This window comes from uncultured Corynebacterium sp. (assembly GCF_945649885.1).
Lineage (GTDB): Bacteria > Actinomycetota > Actinomycetes > Mycobacteriales > Mycobacteriaceae > Corynebacterium.
This window is the reverse complement of record NZ_CALZFS010000002.1, coordinates 24,413-43,653: the sequence shown is the minus strand read 5'-3', so window position 1 is coordinate 43,653 and position 19,241 is coordinate 24,413. Positions and strand designations below refer to the sequence as shown.

Sequence of the window (19,241 nt, the reverse complement as noted above, 5' to 3'; positions counted from 1 at the left end):
GTTGATGCCATCGCATTCCACCCCTGGGGGTTGCGTAGCCCCTTTCCTGCATAAACACCCTCTTAATCATCGGGCGTAAGAAGACTCACCCGGCCTGAAGTCGATTGAAGTTGCCTGGAGGATTAGACTTGTTCAGCATGAGTGCAACTAACGTGTCTGAGAAAACCCCAGGAGTGATGACAAGCGGAGCGGAGCTGATTCGTGCTGCTGACATACAAATGGCACAGGCACGAATTTCTTCCGTGATCGCACCAACTCCACTGGAGTACTGCCCCCGACTTTCTGCTGAACTCGGAGCGGATATCTACCTCAAGAGGGAAGACCTCCAAGGGGTACGCTCCTATAAGATCCGCGGCGCCCTCAACTCCGGATCCCAGCTGAGCCAGAAGCAGCGTGATGCTGGCATCGTCGCTGCATCAGCGGGTAATCATGCGCAGGGTGTGGCCTATGTTTGCCGTTCGCTCGAGGTGGAAGGGCGGATCTATGTTCCGGCGCAGACACCCAAGCAGAAGCGTGACCGGATCATGGTCCATGGCGGCGGTTTTGTCACCCTGGTGGTCACAGGAAACAACTTTGATGAGGCATCAGCAGCTGCCCATGAGGATGCAGAGCGTACCGGTGCCACGCTCATTGAACCTTTTGACGCACGGGACACCATCATCGGACAGGGCACGGTTGCCGCGGAGGTTCTCTCCCAGCTCAGCGCCATGGGTAAATCCCCGGATCATGTGATGGTTCCAGTCGGTGGTGGCGGTCTGCTCGCCGGTGTCGTCAGCTACATGGCGGATATGGCTCCACGGACTGCGATTGTCGGTGTGGAACCAGCTGGTGCTGCCTCCATGCAGGCAGCTTTGGATGCTGAAGGTCCTGTCACCCTCGAGGACTCCAACCCCTTCGTCGATGGTGCTGCTGTCAAACGAGTGGGCGATCTCAACTACACCATTGTGGAGAAGAATCTCGGCCGCGTCCACATGATGAGCGCCAGTGAGGGCTCCGTCTGCACCGAGATGCTTGAGCTCTACCAGAATGAGGGCATCATCACGGAACCTGCCGGCGCACTGTCGGTGGCGGGCCTGCGGGAAATGAGCTTTGCCGCGGGGTCCGTGGTTGTCTGCATCATCTCTGGTGGCAACAACGATGTGCTCCGGTACAACGAGATCGTGGAACGTTCACTGGTTCACCGTGGGCTGAAGCATTATTTCCTGGTGAACTTCCCGCAGAAGCCGGGCCAGCTCCGTAGCTTCCTGGAAGATATCCTCGGTCCTGAGGATGACATCACCCTGTTTGAATACCTCAAACGCAACAACCGTGAAACCGGTACCGCACTGGTAGGTCTGCAACTGGGTGAAGCCAGGGGGCTGGAATCACTCCTGGAGCGCATGGAGGTTTCTGCCATTGACTGCAGGCGCCTGGAGCCTGGAACCCCGGAATATGATTTCCTGACCTAAGACTTCACTCTGCACACCTCGTCCTGATCGTCGCAGCCTCTTCCCTGGCAACTTGTGGGGAAGAGGCTGTTGACATTTTAGCGTCCAAGAATGGCAAACCCATGGGGGTCAAGCATGGTGGAGGTTTCCTGAACCTCAGGGGAGGTGAAGCTGTAGAGGAGTTCACCGCCATAGGGGACCTCCACAGCATTATCACTGAAGTTCGCCACCAGGAGTGCCTCGCCATTGGCCATGGCGATCCAATCAGGACCGAAGTCGAATTCCAGTTCCATCAGATCCGGTTGGGACATGCCCAGCTCACGGCGCAGGCGCAAGAGAGTGCGGTAGCCCTCGAGGATCTCCTCCTGTTCTGTGGTGAAGTCCCAGTCCAGCTTGGAGGCCTCAAAGGTTGCCTCATCGGACGGGGAGGGGATGACCTCCGGGTCCCATCCCAGGCGGGCGAATTCCCGCTTGCGTCCTTCAGAAGTGAGCTGGTTGAGTTCCTCATCAGTATGCGAACAGAAGAAGGCAAAGGGCGTGGTAGCGCCGTATTCCTCCCCCATAAACAACATCGGGGTGTAGGGACTGCAGTAGATCACCGCAGCCTTGAGTACCTGCTGGGCAGGTGAGAGCTGCATGGAGGGACGGTCACCGATGGCGCGGTTACCGGTCTGATCATGGGTGGTGGTGTAGGTGATGAAACGGGATGCCGGGATCACATCACGGTTCACACTGCGTCCATGGCTGCGTCCCCTGAAGGTGGAGAGCTGGCCTCTGTGGTGGAAGACCTCCTTCAGGGTGTCCACCAGGGTGGCAGTATCACCGAAGTCGGAATAGTAGCCATTGCGTTCGCCGGAGACCAGGGCATGGAGTGCGTGGTGGATATCATCAACCCACTGTCCATCAAGGCCATAGCCACCGCCTTCACGGGAGGTGATCAGGCGGGGGTCATTGAGATCAGATTCAGCGATGAGGGAGCGTGGGATGGCGGTGGTAGCGGAGATGGAATCAGCAAGCATGGCCATCTGTTCCAGAAGTGGTACCGCTCCATTGTCATCGAGTGAGTGCACGGCATCCAGGCGGAGGCCATCGATGTGGAATTCTTCAAACCACTGCCTGATAGAGTCAAGGATATAGGCACGGATCTCATCAGAATCAGGTCCGTTCACATTGACCACCTCGCCCCATCCGGTGGAGCCACCGGAGGTGTAGGGGCCGAACATGCCGTTGTAGTTGCCGTCGGGGCCGAAGTGGTTGTACACCACGTCCAGGTAGACGGCGATGCCGGCGTTGTGGCAGGCGTCGACAAGTCTCTTCAGACCGTCGGGGCCACCGTAGCTTGCATGGACCGCATGCCACAGGACACCGTCATAACCCCAGTTGCGGTCGCCGCCGAAGGGCTGGATCGGCAGCAACTCGATGGCGGTGACGCCCAGACTTTTAAGATAATCCAAACGTTCCACCACACCATCAAAATCGCCGGCAGAGCTGAAGGTACCCACATGAAGTTCATAGATCACCGTGCCGGGCAGTATACGTCCGGTCCAGGAATCATCGGTCCAGGCATAGTCTTCGGCGACGACCTCGCTGAGCCCATGGACCCCATCAGGTTGGTGACGGGAACGGGGATCAGCAACTGTCTTGGACCAGGACTGGCCGTCGAAAAGCTCAAAACCATAACGGTCACCCACGGTGACCGGGGTGTCACAACCCCACCACCCATCATCCTCCCGCGTCATGGGGACGGTCTCACCATTGAGACGGAGGCGGACATCTTCCGGGCGGGGCGCCCACACACAGTAATTCCTGGAGGTCAACATGCCACCAGGCTAACCAAAAGGAGTCGAATCGGCGCAGGGTAGGATCTTAAGACAATATGTCTGCGAAGAATTCGGAAAATAATCCCCCAGCCATCCGGGTACCACTGGGCGGCCTGAAATATCAGCTCCCCGTGGCTGATCAGGTATTTGAATCCGAGATGGAGATCAAACGTTCCCGTTTTCTCACCTACATCACCCGCGTGCAGTCCGAGGATGAAGCCCGCGACTTCATCACCCTGGTGCGTGAGATGTTCCCGGATGCCCGACACCACTGCAGCGCTTATATTTACCACGTGGATGATTCCAATGACGTGGAGCGATCCTCCGATGACGGCGAACCCTCCGGCACCGCCGGGAAACCCATGCTGGAAGCCCTGCGCGGCTCCGGTATGAAGGACATCGCCGCCGTGGTCGTGCGCTACTTCGGCGGCATCAAACTGGGTACCGGAGGTCTGGTCAACGCCTACACCAACGCTGTGACCAGCACTCTTATCAACGTCCCCCACACCACCAGATCGGTGCGCGATCTATTCACCGTACATTTTTCCCACAACGATGCCGGCCGCATTGAATCCAACCTGCGTGGCCTGGGGGTGGTCATTACCGATACCGACTACGGTGCCGACGTCCAGTTCACCCTCGCCCTGGAACCAGGGGATCAGACACAGGTGGAATCCCAGTTGAGCTCTCTGGCAGGAGCCGAAATTGAACTAAAGGAGTCCGGGAAAATGTGGGTGGAATCCCCGAGTGACTGATCTCTACCGGGCGCACTAGACTGGTTCACCATGAGCATGCAACAGTACCCACGAAACCCCATTGAAAAGCGCAAGCAGGACGTGCGCAAGAACTCACGTAACGCAGCAATCAGCGTCGTCGGTGGCGTCGGTGGCGGTGCGCTGCTGTGGATCCTCACTAGTTCCTCATTCTTCATGGTGCTGGGCCTGGTCCTGGCTGTGGCTGGTGGACTTTACTATTACAGTCAGGTCAAGAAGACCATCAACCACAAGGACAACTACTAGTTTCACCCCAGAGGTGTTTCGACAATGAGTGACAGTGACGGTAAACCTGTACGCATCGATGCCTGGGTCTGGGCGGTCCGCCTGTACAAGACCCGCTCCGATGCTGCCACCGCCTGCCGCGCCGGGCATGTGAAATTGAATGGCCATGCCGTCAAACCGGCACAGCAGGTGGTGCCGGGGGATCGCGTACGGGTGTGGGTCAATCACAAGGAATCAGATGTTGAGGTGCTGCGCACCATCAATAAGCGTGTGGGAGCACCGATTGCCAGGACCTGCTATATCGATCACACCCCACCGCCACCACCCCTGGAGGTGCTGGCCTCTGTCCCCCGACGTGACCGGGGAGCAGGACGGCCCACCAAGAAGGAACGCCGTGAGATGGACCGTTTCCGGGGAGTGGCGGATTGACAGGGAGGTTAACCTCCCTGTGGTTGCCCTTTTGAAGGGGGTGTTTTTCGGCGGGGGACTACTTGGAGGCTGCGTGTTCCGCCAGGATCTCACGAACCCGTGGGATCACCTTCGTGCCATAGAGCTCGATGGACTTCATCAGGTGCTCATGTGGGGTCGGGCCGCTGACGTATTTGAGGGTGAAGCGGTCGAGTTCCAGGACGTCGATGGTGTGGGCGATGCGTTGTGCGACGGTTTCCGGGGAACCGACATACATCGAACCGTGATCGACCTCGTGATCAAACTGGCGGGCGTTGGCCGGTGCCCAACCACGTTCCTGACCGATCGTATGTTGAAGCTGCAGCCAGTTATCCAGGGATAGTTCACGGGCTTCTTCATCAGTATCCGCGATAAAACCGGGGGAGTGGACTCCGATGGGCAGCTGCGGCAGTCCCATCTGCTCATTGGCGCGCTTGAACAGCTCCACATAAGGGCGGAAGCGAGACGGTGCGCCACCGATGATGGCCAGCATCAGCGGGAAACGGTACTTGGCCGCACGGATGACGGACTCAGGGCTTCCCCCCACAGCCACCCACGCCTGGATGGCTTTCTCAGTTGCCGGGTAGAGCATCTGGTCCTGCAGTGCGGAACGGGTCTTTCCTGACCATGTGACACCTTTGCCGGTCCTATCGGCATCAACGATGGCTCGGAAGAGATCCAGACGCTCATTAAAAAGCACCTCGTAGTCCTGCAGATCAAAACCGAACAGGGGGAAGGACTCAATGAAGGAACCACGGCCCAGGGTGATTTCTGCACGTCCATTGGACAGCGCATTCATGGTGGACCAGCGTTCAAAGATACGTACCGGGTCATCAGAGGAGAGAACGGTGACAGCTGAGGTCACCTTCAGACGTTCGGTCTTGGCCAGGATGGAGGTCATCACGATGTCTGGTGCGGATACGGCGTAGTCCTCACGGTGGTGCTCACCAATGCCAATGAAATCTACGCCGACCTTCTCCGCCAGGACAGCCTGGTCGATGATGTCACGCAGGGTCTGCGCATGGGAGACCGGCTGACCGTTGAGATCCATTGCGGTGTCACCGAAGGTGTCGAGCCCAAAGGAGATGTGTTTGGTGGATGCGGTCTGTTCCGTCATGTTGTTTACCTTTCAAGAGGATATCACTTGTGGATGTGTCAACAATGTATCATGGGGGAAGTATTCCCCGAAGGCCTCCAGCACGAGATACAAGGGAAGAAACAGCAGAAGGCGGGAACACCATCAAGGTGTTCCCGCCCTCTTTTCTTAGGAGCTGCTACAAGGAGCCCGCCGCGAAATTAGAAGGAGCCCAAGCTCCAATCAGCTGGCGGAAAATCAATGCCCATTGGGCGGAAGAAATTGGCGATGGTCAGACCCCACACATGGAGGAAGTCAGCGAGCATCGGGAAGTCCAGAATGGATAGCCCCATAATTATTAGCTCCTTGGGTAGCGAAGTTTTATTTCGTAACACAGCGTACTAGGTGTCTCATTGAATTGTATTGTTTGAGGCCTCAGAGCTGTCCTTCGCCCCCTCGGAGCTCGAACCCGCCCCAGATACGCTACCTGTCCCGTTGCTTGTTCCGCTTCCTGTTCCACCGCCGTACTCCGCGATGTGAGCCTGCTGCATCAGATCCAGCTTGCGCTTGAGCTGCCTACGACGCTTGGTCTGCGGTGGCTGGGCATCCTTCGTTGCCGTGGCATCAATATGTGCCTGACCGAATTTCCTGAGCAAAAGATCATCAATGATACGGATCTGTCCGGGGTGGAAACGATAACGCATGACCTTGAGTAGCAACTCGACATCCGCCACATTGAGCAGTTCTCGCAGAGCACCCACGGAGCTGACCCCATTGGCAATAAGGATATCCTCCAGGAACCGGTAGTTCTCTGAACGGGGACGAGGGAAACGGTTACCGATGAGCATGGCCAGCACGCCAGGCAGGGTCTCCGCCGTGAGCTCCACAGTCTCATCGGTGGCATGGCCGGTTTCCTTCAGTGCCGCAATCTGGTCAAACTGTTGATCTGCCAACTCAATGAGCCCGGCAGCCAGGGTGAACATCCGGTCCACCTCAGGATTGAGCTCACCATCAATGCTGGCGCCCACGCTGACACCGGCCCTTTTATAGCGGATGTCATGTTCAAACTCAGCCCAGGCATGCTGCAGCACAGTGCGTACCTGAACCTCAAAGACCAGCCCCACATAATCCTGCAGGTCTTCATTATTTTCATCGACTTCAAGAATCAGGTGGTGGGAGCCATAACCAAAGCCACCGGATATCCTGGTTTCCGCAGCCTTATCCACTGATTTATGGACGGTGAAGGAATCCTGCAGGACGCTCAGCGTCACAGGGATCTCTGTGGAGTGATAGGTGGTGATCCGCACGCCTATCATGTCGTGGATATCATGACGCGGGTCCGGATAGAGCAGCGTGCCATTTGGATGCTCCTTCCGCGCCTTGGCTTTCAGACTCGACCAGTCCTTCAGCCGGGTACTCACACGGTCATAGGTAATACCACCATCGGTGAGTAGTTCCTCGATAGCAGCGCGGAAATCCGACGCGACCTTCGGGTGGGCACGCCGGAACTCATGGTAGTAACTGCCGAATTTGGCCAGGGTGTTGTCCTGTATCACGACACCAATGGTAGTTGAGTTGGTGCTGTTGCAAAGTTAGGTGGAGGAGTCACGAACGCCCGAGTTTCATTTCCCCCCTACGGGGCATCCGAATCCGGATGCGGTGATCATTAGCCAGGTGTTCGAGACGGTCTGACAACGCAGGCTCATAGCGCTGATCGCACAATAAAATGGAGCCTTCTTGGCTCCCTCCCCAAGTTTGCAACAGCACCGTTGAGTTCGGTTGACAGACCCGCCACCCGGGGGGACTGAAGCCGGGCAGCAGGGCTGTGCTACGCCATGCTTATACCCGGTTTATACCTTTCCTAAACTTCGGTTTCCGGCTGGAGAACCAGGAGTGCAGTTGGTAGATCAGCAAAAATATCAGCAGCAGCCACCGATCCGGTGAACGTCCTGCTGGTGAGACGATCCTGCCACCTTCCTGCTGGAAGCGTGACGGTGGTGTCGAACCAACCTCCCTCCTCCGCGAGAATCAGAGGCCTGCGGATGGCCAGGCCGATGATATTGAGGTGCTGACGATCCATACCACGCGCGGTACCCACGATATGGGACTCTGCCCGCCCCTCAGCAAACACCGCCTGGTGGTCACCGCCGACAAAACTTCCCGGGTATTCGGTACGGACAGCCAGAGCATGTTTGACCACAGCCATCTTCGCCAGGTTGGAGTATTCCTCCAGATGTTCATAACCAGGGGAGGAGACCTCGGACCAGTCCCAGGTCTCCAGCTGTTCAAGAGCCTGGGAACGTGCCGTGTAATCTACGAATCGACGGTTATCCGGGTCGACGAGGGAGTCCTCGAAGAACTCCGCCCCCTGGTAGGTGTCAGGGATTCCCGCACCAACCAGCTGCAGCATCTTCCTACCCAGGGAGATCTGGAGCGCACCCCGGTTCAGCCTGGTGACAAATTCGGTGATCATGGTGGTGGCGGGGCCGTCGAGAAGCGCATCGATCCAGTCAGCGAGGGCTGTTTCAAAACTCTCATTCGGATCCACCCACGTTGTTTTGACGGAAGCTTCACGCACAGCCTTCTGGGCATAATCATGGAAGCGGGTACGCAACTGGTCGGTGATCACACCATCCGCAGGCCAGATGCCCAGCAGATTCTGGAAGAGGAAGAAACCTGTAGCCCCATCCGGTGCCGGAAGGATCGCGCTGACACGGTTGACCAGCTCAGAGAAAGCTGCCGGATCCTCAGTCAATTCAATGATGCGGGCACGGACATCCTCACCACGCTTGGTGTCATGGGTGGACAGTGTAGTCATGGCACGTGGCCACAGCATGCTGCGCTCCTCCTGCAGGAGATGGAATTCTGCTGCAGAAACACCGAAACGGCCCGGCGCGCCACCGACTTCCTGCAGTGCGACCAGGCGGGCGGCGCGGTAGAAGGTGGTGTCTTCCACGCCCTTGGCCATGACGGCACCGCAGACCTGGGCGAAGCGGATCTTGGCTTCGCCGTTGCCCAGGAGTGCTGCTGCGATCAGGTCGAGGGCGTTGCGACGGGAGGGGAAGCGCTTGGACATGTCCGCGATGATGGTCGCGGTGGTGCGGGACAGGGAGATGTAGTCGGCGCGGTAGACGGGCATCGCGGCGATGAGTTCTTCGATGGTCTCATGCAGCTTTTCTTCGGGGACATGGGTGCCTGCGGTGGAGAAGTTGTCACGACGCATGGCGCGTGCCAGGCGTCGGATTTCTGCGTGGAGTTCGGTTTGGGCGATTTCTCGCTTGAGGGTGGCTTCGGTGGATTGCAGTGCGACATCATCCCAGGTGGATCCGGTGCGTTGGAGGGCCAGCATGGAGAAGTGGTCTTCTGCTTCACGGGAGATGAAGACTCCGTCGAGCTCTCGGAGGGCGTCGTAGCCGGTGGTGCCGTCAACGGACAGGCGGGGATCCAGTGGTTCCTCCACGCCGAGGATTTTCTCCACGATCAACCAGCGGTCCTGTCCGATGACTTCGCGGAGCCGGTGGAGGTAGCCGAAGGGGTCGGAGAGTCCGTCAGGGTGATCTACGCGGACACCATCGATGAGGTCTTCGGCAACCAGTTCGCGCAGGATGCGGTGGGTGTGTTCAAAGACCATCGCGTCTTCTTGGCGTACACCGGCGAGGGAGTTGACGGAGAAGAAGCGTCGGTAGTTGATCACGCCGTCACGCCAGTAGTTCAGGCGGTAGTGCTGACGTTCATAGACTTCCTGTGCTGTGCCTTCTCCAGTGCCCGGAGTGATGGGGAAGACATGCTCGTAATAACGTAGTACCTTTTCATCGTTGATCTCATCTAATTCAAGCTTCTCGGCATCACCCTTGGCTCCCAGGATGGGGATACCCAGCTTGCCGTCTGAACCGTTGTCCTCATGCCAGTCGATATCAAAGTAGTACTCAAATTCGGAGCCCTGTCCATGTTTCAACACATCCCACCACCATTTGTTGAGGTGGGGTTCGGCGATGCCCAAATGGTTGGGGACGATATCGACGATGATACCCATGCCGTATCCATGGGTGGCTTCTGCCAGTTCCCGGAAGCCATCGATACCGCCGAGCTCATCGTTGATTGTGGTGGGATCAATGACGTCATAGCCATGATTGGAATCAGGCATGGATGTCAAGATCGGTGAGAGGTAGAGATGACTGACCCCCAGCTTTTTCAGATAGGGGAGCAGTGCTTTGGCCTCTGCGAAACCGAAGGAGCGTCCTGATTCATCCGCCTGGGGTCCCCGTAATTGAAGTCTGTAAGTAGCGGTGATCGGACGTGCCATGAGATCCTCCTGGGTTCGCAATGCTGACAAGTGTTCGCCACCTGATCCTAGTGACAAGTTCCACCCTGCGTCAGGAGTACAACACAAGGCCCGGATGCTGGATGCTTCAGGCTGCCTGCTTTTGACCTGCTGGTGGCGGGCTGCTCACCATGGAGGGGAAACCCAGACGGTAGATCAACGGGGAGGAAAGTATCTGTTCCCCACCGACGCATCCCTTCCCGCTGAGCTCCCAGGGTGTCTCGCCTGCGAAGGCAGTGGTGGCCCATGCTTCCAGCTGGGTTCGTTTCTTGCTGGAGGCAGGGAGCACAAGGAGAAGATCACTTAGGGGAGCCAGATAGATGAGATTTGGCCCCAGAAGTTCTTCAAGGTGGTTGTTGAGAATGGTGAAGGTGCGGGGATGCGCCAACCAGGCGGTGATGGGTGCGCCGGGCACCTTCACCTGAACTGCTGATCTGTCCGCGTTGCGTATCTGCGTTATCTGGTGGGCATCCCGGAGATAGAACCGGGTGCCCTGCGGAGAGCGGGCGGCCACCACAAGGTTGTCGGCTGCCAGGTCCCAGGCCTGCCGTGTACTGAGCCCAAGTTCCGCCACCGCACGATGGCTCAGCGTTCTTCCGCCGGAAGTCAGTCCCATGGTGAGGGTGTAGGAGAGGTTGATGTGGGCTGTGCTGTCACAGAATCCGTCATCACTGAGCCGCACCTTCGCCGTCCAGTCATGATTATGCAACCGTGGCTGCAATGATGCGGCCTCGAGGAGGAATGTGGTGTCTGGTTCACCTGGCGGTTGCGGGCACGGTGCTGAAACCGGTGGCAGTGGATGAGAGTCTGTTACGGCGGTGGCAAACATGGTGTGGAGTCCCCCTTGGATGGCAGTCCATCCCTCTAAAAGTGTGGTCTTAGAATGGTTGGACTGCACGGGGGTCATGTTTGGTTCCCGAGCTGCTGAAATACTTTCTAGAACGGGGGTTGATCGTCGAGCCCGAGGGCGGCAAAGAGCTGCTTATCATCCCAGATCTGGATGTCTTGGCCCTTGTCTTTGAGTTCCTCAGCACGTCGTTGCTTACTGGTGATGCTGGCCCACGGACCAGCGACCAAAATGGTGGTCTTCTTGGTCACATTTTTGCCCACCTGGGCACCCTGGTCAGCGATACGCTGCCACAGGGCACCCTTTTCGTAGGGTTCGAAATCACCGGTCAGCGTGACATTCTGTGCAAAGAGCAGGCCGGCGGGGTCTGCATCAGGATTGGGGTCTGGAATAACCTCCGGGGTGGCTACCTTGTCCCATGGGGCACGGCCCCGTGACTTCTTCGGGGCACTGGCCTCAGGCTGGGGTGGGGTACTTTCCGGCAATTCCGGTGCCCCCACAGCCACATCCGCAGAGCTGACCGTTGTAGAGCCGCTTGCTGCAGCGGTGGGAGTTCCTGTCAGCCCCAACCTGCGTCGCTGAACAACCACGTTTGCTCCGGAACGATCACGCAGAACAGGGTAGACCTTCTCCGCATTGAGGCTCCCCACTGTGAAACCCTGACTGTGCACGAAGTCGATGAACCCACCCTGGAAGTTCCCACGGCGGGCAAGTTCAATGGCGATGCCGGCACAGGCACGTGCATCTTCGGCGGCATCGTGGTGTTTGGTCAGTTCCACACCGAGAGCCCGGGCAACTGTGGGCAGTTTATGGTTCTCAAACTTGATGGAGGAGAACCGGGACAGCGCTAGAGAACAACCGAAGTTGAAATCCGGTGCCGGAATACCTGCAGCATCGCAGGCCCGTGAGATGGCGGTGAAATCAAATTGGGCATTATGTGCCACAAGTGGGAGATCACCGACAAACTCAACCATTTTGGGCAGGAGCTGCGCAAAGCTGGGCTGATCTGCAACCTGCTCTGGAGTGATTCCGTGAATCCCGATGTTGCCTGGGCGGAAGAAGTTGAGTGGTTCCGGTGGGGTACACAGCCAGGAGGCTGAATCCACTTCCTGTCCGTCCTTATAACGGACCAGGCCGATCTGGCAGATGGAACCCCAGTCATCATTGGCGGTTTCCACATCAAATCCGACAAAGTCGAATCCGGGCAGGGGTGCTGCAGAATCAGACTGCTCTGGCGCGTTGGCCAGTGCTGCTGTCTGGGAAGGGGCCTTGCCTTCCAGAATGCTGTTGATATCAGCAGCCAGTGCTGCTGTCTGAGCATTCTGATTGGGGGAGAAGGTGACCACTGTGTGGGATGCTTCCTGGGTCAGCTCAATGGAGCCGCAGGACAGCGCAGTGGGAGACACAACCTGCACACCGCTAACGGTGGTGAGGTCAATGGTGTCATCCTGCCTGCCCGAAGGGGACAGTGCAGTCAACAGTGGAGAGTGCTTGATGATGAGGGTGGAGCCATCCAGAGTGATGGTTGCGCCGTGTGCCGCGATCACAGGTGGTGTCCTTTCGATGTGAATCAATGGACACCACCCTACTAGGTGGGGTGGACACACCCACCAGTACCCGCAGGGGTGAGGTCAAACATGCAGGAACGATGTGAGGTGCTCAGGGTGTGTACAGCTTTCTGGCACTGAGTTCCTAATAGGGAATCTGTAACAGTTCATTAGGTTTAAGCGACCGAATTCATAGAACGTGAAAACATCACGGACCATTTGGAACCAAAAGTTTCTAGCTGAAAATGAGTTTCCCCTCTTAGTTACTCAGCGGTAGACATGAAGGATTTGTGAACAAGGATGAAGAGTCGGACGATACGGCTACTCAATGCCCCTGTGGAGCAGACCAACGGTGCTGCGGACAGTGTCACGGGTGACACCATGATTAAACCTGTGCAGCTTGTGGTCCCACATGTGGACCACAACACGTCCACAGAACAAGCTCATGAGGCCGACAACCACGGGGCCCCTGCCGGATTCTCCTGGGATCCCTTCAGTAGAAACTGCCTGAGCCGTGACCTCTTTGACACCATCGGCGACAAGTGGGCCATGCTCATCCTGCTCAGCATCGAGGATGGTCCCCTCCGTAACGGTGAAATCCGGGACCGTGTCCAGGGAATTTCCCCGAAAATGCTCAACCAGCGTCTCGGCGTCCTGGTGGAAGATGGCCTGGTCACCCGAACCTCGCACCACACGGTCCCGCCCCGGGTAGACTATGAACTCACCGAACTCGGCGAATCGGTCATTGAGCCTGTTAAAGGCGTGTACGAATGGACCATCTCCCACATGCACAAGGTGATGGCTTTCAGGGAGCAGACCCCCAAGGCTTCCTGAGTCCAGACCTGCAGTGTCCTGAAAAGCCTTTCGGAGGGCACTGTTTGTAGTGGAACTTCGGATGTTATTTCCGGACTATCGGAACGATTGGTGGATGTGGCGGACCTTCATCGGGGGAGGAGGGTTTAAAGTGGAGAGGAACTCTCCCCACCGACTGTGGCGCCTGTTTGTTGTGCACGGCATCCGGTGGGAGACCTCTGGGGAAAGTTTGTAGTGTTTTTAGCACGTTGATGTACGTCAAAGGCTTCAAAAAGAATCAAAGGACTCCGACCCGCCATGCTTTCACGCTCAATTTCTGAAACTTCTCGACGCCCTCGCCCCCTGTCGGCGCTGGTGGCCTCGGTACTGCTGGTGGGAACTACCCTGGTGGCCTGTTCAACCGGTGGTGTAGGTGATGAAGAAGCAGGAACTGACCCTGCCACCTCAGGTGGCGATGCCGCTGTTGTGGCAGAAGGCTTTCCGGTCACCGTTTCCTTCGAAGCGGATGAGTCTGTGACCATTGACGATGAACCGCAGCGGATTGTCAGTCTGTCTCCCACCACCACTGAGATTCTCTTCGCCGTGGGGGCAGGCGAGAATGTGGTGGCAGTGGATGAATACTCCAATTACCCGGAAGAAGCTCCCCTGCAGGAAGGCCTGTCCGGCTACACTCCCAACGTTGAGGCAGTCCTGGATTATGACCCAGACCTCGTGGTCATCATGACCAGGGCCGAGGGACTTGTGGAAGGACTCAATGCCGCCGGAGTTCCGGTTCTGGTGGTTCCGGCATCTGATGACATCGATCACACCTATGAGCAGATTGAAACACTGGGTGAAGCCACCGGTAACGCCGCGGAGGCCACAGAACTGGTGGAGCAGATGCAGGTGGATATCACCGAAGCGCTGGCATCGGTCCCACAGGACTTCAAAGACAAGGAACTGACCTACTATCACGAGGTCAGCAGCAGCTACCACTCCATTGCTGATGCAACCTACCTGGGTCAGATTTACGCAGAGTTCGGTCTGGAGTCCATCGCCACAGGTGGTGATGAGTACCCACAGCTGACCAGCGAAGCCATCGTCGCGGCCAATCCGGATCTCATTTTCCTGGCTAACGGTAAGGCAGAAGGCATGGATGCGGGCACCGTTGCCTCCCGACCAGGTTGGGAAACCATTGATGCCGTTGCCCATGACCAGGTGATCAACATCGATGATGACCTCGCCTCCCGCTGGGGACCGAGGGTTCCTGAGCTTGTTGAGCAGATCGCCGAGGATATTAACCAGCTCATCATCCCCAACATGGATAACAGTGCTGAGCCGGTAGCAGCGAACTAAACGTCCAGGTAGCACAGAGGAAAGCAGGGCGCAGTCAACAGTCGTGATCAAGATCAGGAACGCATTTTCCAATCCTTTCATCGCTACCGCAGCATCCCTGGTGGTGCTGTGTGTGGCTGTGGTGATCGCCGGATTCTCCGGGGTCATTGACCTCAACCCTTCCGAGGTCATCGCCCATGCGCTGGGCAGCGAGAGCCTCAGTGATCGTGACTGGGCTGTCTTCTTCAATATCCGTCTGCCCAGGATCGTCACCGCCATCATCGTCGGGGCCACACTGGCACTGTCGGGCGCTGCCTATCAGGCGGTGTTCCGAAACCCCCTGGCGGATCCGTACCTCCTGGGTGTGTCAGCAGGTGCTGGTCTTGGAGTCACTCTCGTCATCGTCAGTGGCACAGTACTCGGCCTGGGTGCCGGGGGAGCGGGCATCATCGGAGCGGCCTTCATCGGTGGCATCACGGCGGTGGCAGCCACCGTCATGGTGAGTCGGGGAGTAGGACAGGGATCATCATCGGCCACGGTGGTGATCCTCGCGGGAGTGGCGGTGGCAGCATTTGCCAGTGCCCTCCAGACCTATATCCAACAGCGCAACATCGACACCATTTCACGGGTGTATGTCTGGATGCTGGGCAGCCTGAACGTCAGCCGGTGGGAATCGGTTCTCAGCGTCGCCATCCCAGCAACATTCTGCGCCGTGGTCATCTTGGCCTCAGCACGGGTACTTGATGTCATGACCGTCGGTGATGTTGAGGCACGCACCCTGGGTATTGATCCTAACGTGGTGCGTCTGACCCTGGTTGCTGTTGCCACTTTAGGCACCGCATCAGTGGTGGCCATCTCCGGCCTGATCGGTTTCGTCGGCATCATCGTTCCCCACGCCATCCGCCTCATCTGTGGACCCGGCCACCGGATGCTGCTGCCGTTGACACTGGTGTGGGGCGCCATCTTCCTGGTTGTCGCAGACACCATCGGACGAACCCTGCTGGCCCCGCAGGAACTTCCAGTCGGTGTGGTTACAGCAGCAGTCGGCGCACCCTTCTTCCTCTTCATCCTCCGCCGCTCGAGCAGGACACCGAAGGAGGCGCGTAGCGCATGAAAGAACATCAGGAAGACATGGCTGTGGACTGTCAGGACGTGGTGGTGCGTTATCCGGGTGTGGGCCACACCGCGGTCTCCGGTATCACCACCCATGTGAAACGGGGATCATGGCTCAACATCATCGGTCCGAATGGTTCCGGAAAAACCTCCCTGCTGCATGCCCTGGCCCAGGTCCTTCCTGTTGAGGCAGGAGCCATCACCCTGGCCGGGATCGACATCACCCGGTCATCACCCCTGTCTGTCCTGAGTCTGTCCGCAGCGCGCCGTCGCCGCCAGTTGGCACGCACCGTAGCCTTGATGCCTCAACATCCGGTGATTCCCGATGGGCTGAATGTCCGCGATTATGTGCTGTTGGGCCGTCATCCTCACAACCGGGTACCGGGAAGACATGACGCGGAAGTGGTGGAGCGGTGTCTGGCTGAGCTCAACCTGACCGCCTATTCCACACGTCAGGTGGGAGCCTTATCTGGTGGCGAACGTCAACGTGTCAGCCTGGCGCGAGCCCTGGCACAGGAACCCGAAGTCCTGTTGTTGGATGAGCCGACCTCGGCGCTGGATATCGGGCACGCGCAGGAGACGCTGGAGCTTATCGACACCGTTCGTTCCCGTCGCGAGTTCACCGTGATTGCCGCCATGCATGACCTGACGCTGACTGCACAATACGGCGATGCAGTGCTCATGATGGCCGATGGCCGGTTGATTGCCGAAGGTACCGCCGCAGAGGTCTTGACCGTGGAACGGATCAAAGAGGTCTACGGCGCGCAGGTCACAGTTCAGACACATGAAGGGCGTCCCGCCGTCATACCTAGACGCCGCCTTCACAGCTAAACAGCCGCCCCAGGCCGGTGTCCCCGTCAATAAACACTCATGTACTCACAACATCCTGTGACTGGAGAAAGTAGAAGGGTGTCCAGGTTGATACTGTGAACTGCACGTATCAACCTGGACACCTTTTACTTAGTCCTGATCAGAAACTAGTACTCATCCGTAGCTGAGTCATAGTCATCATCCTGGGCAGCAACCTCACGCCGACGCTTCAGATCCTCCGTTGCAGCAGCCTCCGCAGCGTCCGCTTCTGCCGTATCACCGGTATCGGAGACATGCACGACATCATCGCTGTCTGTAGGCTCCTCGGCAGGTTCTTCCACATCAGCATCCCAAACGCCGTCTGTGTCCTCTGCTTCTTCTGCATCTTCAGCGCCGTCAGTCTCAGCAAGTGTGCGGGAGTGGTGGGAAACTTCCTCTTCCTCCGCAGCCTGCGATTCAGCACGCAGGGCAGCATCAGATTCCGCGGCCTCGCGGGCCAGCGCCTCCTCCACTTCCTGCTTCTCCCGAGCGATCCGCTCATCAAGCTTGGTGTAGTCAGGTGCCTCCACCTGACGCAACAACATGGTGGAGCGCGCCGGAACAGTCAGAGTGCCCTCAGCCTCAATGGTCAGTTCCTCAAGTGGATAACCGATCGCCTCGGTGGTGTCCACCAGCAGTTTCCACTTCATACCGAAGTGCTCCGGGGGGAGGGTGAACTCAATCTCCTCATAGTGGGCGTTGAACATGAGGATGAAGGAATCATCACGGACCTTCTGGCCGCGGTCATCGGGTTCCACGATGGCATCACCATTGAAGAAGACCATGAGCGATTTTCCGAAGGCGAAATCCCAGTCATCCTGGGTCATCAACTGTCCATCGGGGACAAGCCAGGCGATGTCACGATCACGAACATCGGTACCCAGGGGACCACCGGCCAGGAAACGACGACGGCGGAACACCGGGTGGTTGGAACGGATCCGCAGCAGACGCCGGGTGAAGCTCAACAAGTCGGCGTGTTCGGTGGCCTGTTCCCAGTTGATCCATGCCAGTTCATTGTCCTGGCAGTAGACATTGTTGTTGCCGTTCTGGGTGCGTGCCATCTCATCGCCATGGGACACCATCGGGGTGCCCTGGGACAATAGGAGAGTGGTCAGGAAGTTGCGGCGCTGCTGGGCGCGCAGCTGCAGGATCTCCGGATCAGCGCTGGGGCCCTCCACACCACAGTTCCAGGAACGGTTGTGGGATTCGCCATCACGGTTGTCCTCACCGTTGGCTGAGTTGTGCTTCTCGTTGTAGCTGACCAGGTCATTGAGGGTGAAACCATCATGGGCGGTGACAAAGTTGATGGATGCGGTCGGACGACGGCCATTGTGGGCATACAGGTCAGAGGAACCGGTCAGGCGGGAGGCGAACTCACCCAGGGTAGCGGGCTCCCCACGCCAGAAATCACGGACTGTGTCGCGGTACTTACCGTTCCACTCTGTCCACAGCGGTGGGAAGTTGCCCACCTGGTAGCCGCCCTCACCGATATCCCAGGGCTCAGCGATGAGCTTGGTCTGGGAGACAACCGGGTCCTGCTGGACCAGGTCGAAGAAGGTGGCCAGACGGTCCACATCATGGAGCTCACGGGCCAGGGTGGAGGCCAGGTCGAAGCGGAAACCATCCACGTGCATCTCGGTGATCCAATAACGCAGAGAATCCATGATCAGCTGGAGTGAATGTGGATCCCGGACGTTGAGAGAGTTTCCGGTGCCGGTGTAGTCCATGTAGTGGCGCTTGTCGTCATCAACCAGACGGTAGTACGCCTCGTTGTCGATGCCGCGGAAGGTGATGGTGGGGCCCATGTGGTTGCCCTCGGCGGTGTGGTTGTACACCACATCCAGGATCACTTCGATGTCTGCTTCATGGAAGGAACGCACCATGGCCTTGAATTCCGCAACCGCACCACCTGGGGTGGTGGCGGAGGAGTACTCATGGTGCGGGGCGAAGAAACCGAAGGAGTTATATCCCCAATAGTTGCTCATATCAAGATCACGCAGGCGGTCATCCTGCATGAACTGGTGCACCGGCATCAGTTCGATGGCGGTGATACCCAGATCCTGCAGGTATTCGATGATCTTCGGGTGGGCCAGGCCGGCGTAGGTGCCGCGTAGTTCCTCCGGGATGTCCGGGTGGGTCATCGTCATGCCCTTGACGTGGGCTTCGTAGATGACAGTCTCATGATAAGGGGTGCGGGGTGCGCGGTCATTGCCCCAATCGAAGAACGGGTTGACCACCACGGACTTCATGGAGTGCGGGAGACTGTCCTCGGTGTTGCGTCCATGCGGATCATCGGGATTGGTGATGTCGTAGCTGAAGAGCGAGGCATGGCCGTCATATTCCCCGTCGAAGGCGCGGCCGTAGGGGTCGACGAGGAATTTATTGGGGTCACAGCGCTTACCATTGTCAGGATCCCAGGGGCCGTGCACGCGGTAGCCATAACGCTGTCCGGGTTGCACGCCGGGGAGGTAACAATGCCAGACGTTGTTGTCTTTTTCATCAAGTCTGATCCGGGTCTCGTCGTTGTTTTCGTCGATGAGGCAGAGTTCAACGCTCTCAGCAACATCCGAAAACAGCGCGAAGTTGGTTCCTGCACCGTCATACGTGGATCCAAGTGGGTAGGCATCGCCGGGCCATACGGTGTACCTGTGTTCACTGCTTGATGTCATG

Annotated in this window: 15 protein-coding genes and 1 pseudogene; 8 read left to right on the top strand and 8 right to left on the bottom strand. The window is 57.8% G+C overall.

The annotated features are described in order from the left end of the window. Positions 1-137 precede the first annotated feature (137 nt). Positions 138-1,448: a threonine ammonia-lyase IlvA gene (ilvA, locus tag Q0M74_RS00495; protein WP_293950700.1), complete on the top strand. Its 1,311-nt coding sequence runs from the start codon at positions 138-140 to the stop codon at positions 1,446-1,448. Between the two features lie 77 nt (positions 1,449-1,525). On the opposite strand, the gene treZ is transcribed toward ilvA, so the two are convergent. Next, entirely contained in the window at positions 1,526-3,247 is a 1,722-nt protein-coding gene (treZ, locus tag Q0M74_RS00490; protein WP_293950699.1) for a malto-oligosyltrehalose trehalohydrolase, read from the bottom strand. A gap of 104 nt (positions 3,248-3,351) precedes the next feature. On the opposite strand from treZ, the gene Q0M74_RS00485 reads away from it, so the two are divergent. Genes Q0M74_RS00485 through Q0M74_RS00475 form a run of 3 tightly spaced genes read left to right on the top strand, consistent with a single transcriptional unit; the run spans position 3,352 to position 4,674 of the window. Further along, a complete protein-coding gene (locus Q0M74_RS00485) occupies positions 3,352-4,002 on the top strand; it encodes a YigZ family protein (RefSeq protein WP_293950731.1) in 651 nt (216 codons plus the stop codon). A gap of 30 nt (positions 4,003-4,032) precedes the next feature. After that, positions 4,033-4,266 carry a hypothetical protein gene (locus Q0M74_RS00480; protein ID WP_293950697.1) on the top strand — a complete coding sequence of 78 codons (234 nt, stop codon included), beginning with the start codon at positions 4,033-4,035 and terminating at the stop codon, positions 4,264-4,266. A gap of 24 nt (positions 4,267-4,290) precedes the next feature. Further along, entirely contained in the window at positions 4,291-4,674 is a 384-nt protein-coding gene (locus Q0M74_RS00475) for an RNA-binding S4 domain-containing protein (protein WP_293950695.1), read from the top strand. Positions 4,675-4,732: 58 nt separating this feature from the next. Here Q0M74_RS00475 and Q0M74_RS00470 read toward each other — a convergent pair whose 3' ends face one another. The 6 genes and pseudogenes from Q0M74_RS00470 to Q0M74_RS00445 form a co-directional block, all read right to left on the bottom strand. Then, positions 4,733-5,809, bottom strand: coding sequence for an LLM class flavin-dependent oxidoreductase (locus tag Q0M74_RS00470; RefSeq protein ID WP_293950693.1), 1,077 nt, complete (start codon positions 5,807-5,809; stop codon positions 4,733-4,735). 179 nt (positions 5,810-5,988) lie between these two features. Beyond that, positions 5,989-6,120, bottom strand: coding sequence for a hypothetical protein (locus tag Q0M74_RS00465; protein ID WP_293950690.1), 132 nt, complete (start codon positions 6,118-6,120; stop codon positions 5,989-5,991). A gap of 174 nt (positions 6,121-6,294) precedes the next feature. Further along, positions 6,295-7,320 (bottom strand): annotated as a pseudogene (locus Q0M74_RS00460) (GTP pyrophosphokinase family protein); the annotation flags it as partial. 308 nt (positions 7,321-7,628) lie between these two features. Then, positions 7,629-10,070 carry a malto-oligosyltrehalose synthase gene (gene treY / locus Q0M74_RS00455; protein WP_293950688.1) on the bottom strand — a complete coding sequence of 814 codons (2,442 nt, stop codon included), beginning with the start codon at positions 10,068-10,070 and terminating at the stop codon, positions 7,629-7,631. 106 nt (positions 10,071-10,176) lie between these two features. After that, entirely contained in the window at positions 10,177-10,986 is an 810-nt protein-coding gene (locus Q0M74_RS00450) for a hypothetical protein (protein ID WP_293950686.1), read from the bottom strand. Between the two features lie 38 nt (positions 10,987-11,024). Further along, complete coding sequence (locus tag Q0M74_RS00445; RefSeq protein WP_293950684.1) at positions 11,025-12,482, bottom strand: exonuclease domain-containing protein; 1,458 nt, start codon at positions 12,480-12,482, stop codon at positions 11,025-11,027. Positions 12,483-12,863: 381 nt separating this feature from the next. On the opposite strand from Q0M74_RS00445, the gene Q0M74_RS00440 reads away from it, so the two are divergent. The 4 genes from Q0M74_RS00440 to Q0M74_RS00425 all read left to right on the top strand — a co-directional run bounded on the left by Q0M74_RS00440 (position 12,864) and on the right by Q0M74_RS00425 (position 16,553). Then, on the top strand, positions 12,864-13,316 hold the full coding sequence (locus Q0M74_RS00440) for a helix-turn-helix domain-containing protein (RefSeq protein WP_366087596.1): 453 nt from the start codon (positions 12,864-12,866) through the stop codon (positions 13,314-13,316). Positions 13,317-13,592: 276 nt separating this feature from the next. After that, positions 13,593-14,630, top strand: a complete 1,038-nt coding sequence (locus Q0M74_RS00435) for an ABC transporter substrate-binding protein (protein ID WP_293950680.1) — start codon at positions 13,593-13,595, stop codon at positions 14,628-14,630. A 79-nt stretch (positions 14,631-14,709) separates the two neighbouring features. Beyond that, positions 14,710-15,723 carry an iron ABC transporter permease gene (locus Q0M74_RS00430; RefSeq protein WP_293950727.1) on the top strand — a complete coding sequence of 338 codons (1,014 nt, stop codon included), beginning with the start codon at positions 14,710-14,712 and terminating at the stop codon, positions 15,721-15,723. Continuing rightward, entirely contained in the window at positions 15,720-16,553 is an 834-nt protein-coding gene (locus Q0M74_RS00425; protein ID WP_293950678.1) for an ABC transporter ATP-binding protein, read from the top strand. The genes Q0M74_RS00430 and Q0M74_RS00425 overlap by 4 nt, the downstream gene beginning before the upstream one ends. Before the next feature lie 146 nt (positions 16,554-16,699). Here Q0M74_RS00425 and glgX read toward each other — a convergent pair whose 3' ends face one another. Beyond that, positions 16,700-19,240, bottom strand: coding sequence for a glycogen debranching protein GlgX (gene glgX, locus Q0M74_RS00420; RefSeq protein WP_293950676.1), 2,541 nt, complete (start codon positions 19,238-19,240; stop codon positions 16,700-16,702). Position 19,241 lies beyond the last annotated feature (1 nt).